This window comes from uncultured Clostridium sp. (assembly GCF_934754915.1).
Taxonomy (GTDB): Bacteria; Bacillota; Clostridia; order Clostridiales; family Clostridiaceae; genus Clostridium.
In genome coordinates this window covers 1-5,843 of the sequence record NZ_CAKVKB010000174.1, presented here as the reverse complement: position 1 = coordinate 5,843, position 5,843 = coordinate 1, and the positions used below count along the sequence as shown (strand labels likewise).

The 5,843-nt window shown below is 30.2% G+C and carries 7 protein-coding genes; all 7 read left to right on the top strand.

Annotated features, from left to right (window positions below):
• The first annotated feature begins 332 nt into the window (after positions 1 to 332).
• The 7 genes from Q0F58_RS16660 (at position 333) to Q0F58_RS16630 (ending at position 5,628) form a co-directional block, all read left to right on the top strand.
• Positions 333 to 1,025 (top strand): glycosyltransferase family 2 protein, encoded by a 693-nt coding sequence (locus Q0F58_RS16660; protein WP_294378992.1) that lies wholly within the window; start codon positions 333 to 335, stop codon positions 1,023 to 1,025.
• 3 nt (positions 1,026 to 1,028) lie between these two features.
• A complete protein-coding gene (locus Q0F58_RS16655; RefSeq protein WP_294378991.1) occupies positions 1,029 to 1,361 on the top strand; it encodes a DUF2304 domain-containing protein in 333 nt (110 codons plus the stop codon).
• 23 nt (positions 1,362 to 1,384) lie between these two features.
• Positions 1,385 to 1,741 (top strand): hypothetical protein, encoded by a 357-nt coding sequence (locus Q0F58_RS16650; RefSeq protein WP_294378990.1) that lies wholly within the window; start codon positions 1,385 to 1,387, stop codon positions 1,739 to 1,741.
• 52 nt (positions 1,742 to 1,793) lie between these two features.
• Positions 1,794 to 2,597: a glycosyltransferase family A protein gene (locus tag Q0F58_RS16645; protein ID WP_294378989.1), complete on the top strand. Its 804-nt coding sequence runs from the start codon at positions 1,794 to 1,796 to the stop codon at positions 2,595 to 2,597.
• 124 nt (positions 2,598 to 2,721) lie between these two features.
• A complete protein-coding gene (locus Q0F58_RS16640) occupies positions 2,722 to 3,582 on the top strand; it encodes a sugar nucleotide-binding protein (protein ID WP_294378988.1) in 861 nt (286 codons plus the stop codon).
• A gap of 1 nt (position 3,583) precedes the next feature.
• Positions 3,584 to 4,702, top strand: a complete 1,119-nt coding sequence (locus Q0F58_RS16635; protein WP_294378987.1) for an FAD-dependent oxidoreductase — start codon at positions 3,584 to 3,586, stop codon at positions 4,700 to 4,702.
• A 32-nt stretch (positions 4,703 to 4,734) separates the two neighbouring features.
• Positions 4,735 to 5,628 (top strand): glycosyltransferase, encoded by an 894-nt coding sequence (locus Q0F58_RS16630; protein WP_294378986.1) that lies wholly within the window; start codon positions 4,735 to 4,737, stop codon positions 5,626 to 5,628.
• Positions 5,629 to 5,843 lie beyond the last annotated feature (215 nt).

The following is a 5,843-nucleotide window of genomic DNA, read 5'->3' as shown; positions in this document are numbered from 1 at the left end:
AACTATTTGGATATGAGTAGATATGAGGAAGCTTATGGTAGATTAAATACAATTTCTTTAGCAGAGGGAATAAAGAGGACGGCAGAGTATTTAAAATGCTGGTCTTGAAAAAAGAATATTTTTGGTTGGTGACAGTTGATTTTATCTGTTAGGACAACAGCAATAAGTTCGGTGCTTCTCGTAAGGATGGGATCAGCATGAAGTAATTTGTCCTCGGCGGAGTGGGAATAATTAGTATAAATTTCGTGATTACTTTTATTGGGGATAATATATTGATAAAATAGTTGCCTATGTATTGTTAAGATCCATAAAATGGATAAGGTGAACAGAAAATGAATCGCTTACTAATTGTCATTCCAGCTTATAATGAGGCTGAGAATATAGAAAGAGTTGTAGACAATTTAAAGAATAATTATTTACAGTATGATTATGTAGTTATAAATGATGGCTCAAAAGATGATACCGCAAGAATATGTAAAAAGAATGGATATAATCTGATTGATCTTCCAATTAATCTTGGACTAGCAGGTGCTTTTCAGGCTGGGATGAAGTATGCATATAAACATAATTATGATTATGTGACACAGTTAGATGGAGATGGGCAACATAATCCTGAATACATAGTGGATATGGTTGAAAAAGCTGAGAGGGAGAATTTGGATGTAATCATTGGTTCAAGATTTGTAGAGAGGAAAAGACCTCATAGTTTAAGGATGGTGGGGAATAACTTGTTGAACATTTGTATTTATTTAACCACAGGAAAAAGAATAAGTGATCCAACATCTGGTATGAGGTTATTTAACAAAAAAATGATTGAGAAGTTTGCGACGCAGATGAATTATGGACCGGAGCCAGATACAATCGCCTTTCTTTTAAGATGCAAGGCTAAGGTGGGGGAATGTCAAGTTGTCATGAACGATAGGATTGCTGGAGAAAGTTATTTAAATTTAGCAAATGGAATTAAATATATGTTTCATATGTGTGCTTCAATTCTTGTCGTGCAGTGGTTTAGAAAGAAGGTGTAATTTATGTCTAATTTTTTGAGAATTACATTGATTGTCGTTTCTATATTGACATTTTTATATATTGCAAGAAAATTAAAAAAATCCCAATTACAGGTCATGGATGCCTTTTTTTGGATAGTTTTTTCTTTTGTGCTAATGGTTATAGGTGTATTTCCGGGAATTGCTATATTTTTGGCAGAAATTGTGGGAATACAGTCACCAGTTAATTTTGTTTATCTTGTGGTTATATTTTTGCTGCTATTGAGAACATTTATGCTTACTATACGTGTTTCTTTTCTTGAAGAAAAAGTGAAGAATTTAGTAGAAGAGATTGCAATTAGAGAAAACGAAAAATAAAAAAGAATGGGAATGTTTGTAGTATGAGTAAGTATTTGTTATGTGGTATATATATATTATTTTCGGTTTCAGGTTTAACGTTAATTAAATATGGTGGTAATCATAGTGAACTGGCAAAGGCAGTTCTTCCTATTATTGATATGCCAATATCATGGTATGTAATTGTGGGATTATTTTGTTATGGAATGAGTTTTATATTGTATATGGGAGTAATCACAAAATTTGATTTAGGAGTGATAATTCCTATTGTAGCAGGAATTGTTAATATTTTGATTATGATTTCAGCCATTATTATTTTAAAGGAAAAATTAACTTTAAACATGATAATTGGCGCAGTCATTATTATTTTGGGAATAGTAATAATGAATTTGAAAAAATAATTCAGTAGCCCCATTGTTTCTATATTGATTTTAAGGGGAGAAATGGCAGTTTATGTATTATAGTGAAAAAGATCATACATTTGTTGTGTGTGCGTATGGAGAGAGTATATATTTAGAAGAATGTATAAAGTCGGTTATGAATCAAACTGTTAAAAGCAAGGTTATTATGACTACATCGACGGTAAATTCATATATTCGATCTTTAGCTGAAAAATATGGTATTATTTTAGTCGTGAATAAGAGGAGGGAAGTTGGTATAGTTGAAGATTGGAATTTTGCATATGAGAGTGCAGAAACAAAGTTGGTAACTATATGCCATCAAGATGATATATATGGTGATGAGTATGTAGAATGGCTTTTAAAGAAATGCAATAAGGGTTCTGATATATTAATATTTTTTTCCAATTATTTTGAATTGAGAAACGAGAAGCGTGTAGATAAAAATCAATTATTGCGGGTAAAACGAATTTTATTATGCCCTCTAAAAATACATGTATTTTCTAAAATGAGATGGCTAAGAAGAAGAATATTATCAATAGGTTCTCCTATTTGTTGTCCCGCTGTTACATTTAATAAAGAAAGGATTTTTAATCCGATATTTACGGATGAATATAAGAGCGTTTTAGATTGGGATGCATGGGAAAAAATTTCGAAAATGAAAGGGGAATTCATTTATTGTGATAAAATATTAATGGGACATCGGATTCATGAAGCATCTTTAACATCGGAAGTGATTAAAAATCATATTCGTGATTCTGAAGAATTAGAAATGTTTCAAAAATTCTGGCCTAAGAAATTTGCCAAATTTATTTGGGGAATTTATAGAAAGAGTAGTGAAAGTAATTGCGTAGAGTAAATTTTAATAATATAGAAAACTCGTAAATAGCTGATTTAGGGGAGCTAGATGATTTGTGGATATACTAATTGGACATACAGGTTTTGTGGGAAGTAATTTAAAGGAAATGGGGAAATTTGACAGAGTGTTTAATTCTAAAAATATTAAAGGTGCATATGGGATTAAACCGGATTTGATGATATATGCAGGGGTCACAGGAACAAAATTTTGGGCAAATTACCAACCGGATGAGGATGAAAAAATTATAGATAGTGCGGTTGAAAATATAAAAAGAATTGAAGCAAAAAAAACAGTGCTTATTTCATCTGTTGATGTGTATTCTGACTTGAATGGGCATAATGAAAATTATGAAATCAATATTGAAAAATTGCATGCATATGGGAGACACAGATATGAATTAGAACAATGGGTTATTAATAATATAGAGGATTATTTAATTATTAGACTTCCGGCTTTATATGGGATAAATATTAAGAAAAATTTCATATATGATTTAATATATCATATTCCACCAATGTTAAAAAACAATGTAATTGAGAATATTGCTATAGAATTTCCAGCTATATATGACACTTATACGAATGCAGGAAATGGATATTATGAGTGTAGGAATTTGACCGAGGCAGAGCGGAGAAATGTTAAGACAGTATTGAAAAATTTTAATATTGACGCAATTAATTTTACCGATTCTCGAGCTGAATATCAGTTTTATAATTTAAAATATTTATATCAACATATTATGGTTGCTTTAAAAAATAATATAAAAATTTTAAATATTGTCACAGAGCCTATCTCAGCGGCGGAGTTATGTGAATTTGTGGATAATACAGTTTTTGAAAATCAGATTTCAGAGCATCCCATCATGTATAATCTAAAAACAAAGTATGATCGGGCATTTAAAGGCGCAAATGGGTATATATGTTCAAAAGGAGTAATTTTAGATGATCTGAAAAGATTTGTTTTAATGCAAAGAGGAGAATGCTAATATGAAATATGATCGTATCATAATAGGAGCTGGTCTATATGGTCTTTATGCGGCTACATTTTGTGGGAAAAAAGATGAAAAAGTTTTGGTTTTAGAATATGATAAAGAACCTTTTTCGAGAGCTACGTATGTAAATCAGGCCCGAGTGCATATGGGGTATCACTATCCGCGTTCTTTTTCCACTGCTATAAAATCAGCTCACTATTTTGATAGATTTTGTGAGGAATATGGATTTAGTATACATGAACGGTTTGACCAAATATATGCAACATCACAAAATTTTTCCTGGACAACAGCAGAACAATTTAAAAAATTTTGTGATACTGTAAATATAAAATGTCAAGAACTGAATCCTAATGTTTATTTTAAAAGAGGAATGTGTGATGGTGCTTTTTTAACTACGGAATATACATACGATGTGAAGCTATTGGAAGATTATTTTTTAAAGGAAATAGATAAAAGAAAAAATATTGATGTAATATATGGATTTAGAATAAAAAAAATTGAGAAAAAAGAGAATGAGTATATTGTTTCTTCGATTGATGGACGAGAGTACGAAACGCAGTTTTTACTAAATGCAACGTATGCATCTGTTAATCAAATATTAAATCTGATTGGTTATGAGAAATTTGAAATAAAATATGAGTTATGTGAAATTATTTTGTGTTCTGTAAATGGCGATTTAAAAAATAAGGGAATAACGGTAATGGATGGTCCATTTTTTTCAATTATGCCATTTGGGAAAACGGGTTATCATTCATTAACATCGGTTACTTTTACACCCCACGAAACAAGTTATGATGAATATCCTATATTTAAATGTCAAAATGGAAATGAGCATTATTGTTCTTATAAACAACTTGGAAATTGCAATTTGTGTTCTAATAAGCCACAAACAGCATGGACTTATATGTCAAGCATGGCTAAAAAATATATAAAGGATGAAATGGGATTTAAATATGAAAAATCGTTGTTTTCAATGAAACCCATATTAAAAGCTTCTGAAATTGATGATTCTAGACCAACCGTGATAAAAAAATATAGTGAAAACCCTACTTTCATTAGCGTTTTATCAGGAAAGATTAATACTGTATATGATTTGGATGAAGTGCTAATGTAAATATAGAATATATTTGGAAGGGAGAAAGAAAGTTGGGAAATAAAGAAAGTAATTTTGTATCGGCGGTAGTGTATATTCATAATGATGAAAGAAATATTGGAAAATTTATTAACGGATTATTAGGAGTGCTTAATGAAAATTTTAAAGAATTTGAAATAGTGTGTGTTGATGATAATTCTACGGATAATAGTATTAATATAATTAAAGATGTTCTAAAAAAAGAGAAGGTGGATAATGCTGTGAATTTAATCTCGTTGAGTTTTTTTCATGGTGTTGAATTGGCAATGAATGCGGGAATAGATCTGAGCATCGGGGATTTTGTGTATGAATTTGATTGTATTAACATGGATTTCGATTGGGATATGGTAATGCAAGTTTATCGAAAAGAATTGGAGGGTTTTGATGTAACCAGTGCAGCCCCATATCTGAAAGGACGGTGGAGTTCTAAATTATTTTATTGGTTATTGAAGCGTGAGAATGAAAATATTGTTAATATGAGAACTGAAAGTTTTCGATTGGTTTCTAGAAGGGCGATTAATCGAGTGAACGCAATGAATATTGACATCCCGTTTAGACAAATTGCGTATGCTTCATCAGGGTTAAAGGTAACATCAATTTCTTTTGTACCGTATAATATGAATTATAATCTTAATGTTTTTTACAGAAAGAATTTAGCGGTAAATGTGATTTTGATTTTTACTTCTATATGTGACAAAATTGCGTTTGTTTTTTCAATATCATCTGCAATATTGGGAATTATACAAATGTTGAAAAGAAAGGTAGCAGGCGAAAATAAAATATTATTATCTGGTATCTTTTTAATACTCTGTATGATCATAAAATATCTAAAAGTGATTAATAATTTTATTTTTAAAAAACAACATTATATTGTTGGTGGAGTTGAAAAGATAAACAATAGCTTATAATTTTTGCTGTATTACGACTTTCGAGAAATTAAAGAGGAAAAAGAAAATCTAAAAAATGTATGGTTGATTTTGAGAGGGCATGCACGTATGGTAAAAGACAGCAACAAGGTTGTCATCGTAGTGTGTTGAAATGTGGTATTAAAAGAAAGACTAACTATTAAAAGTCAAGTCTAAAATAAAAGATTTATGAATGAATTGCAGAAATGCATTTCAGA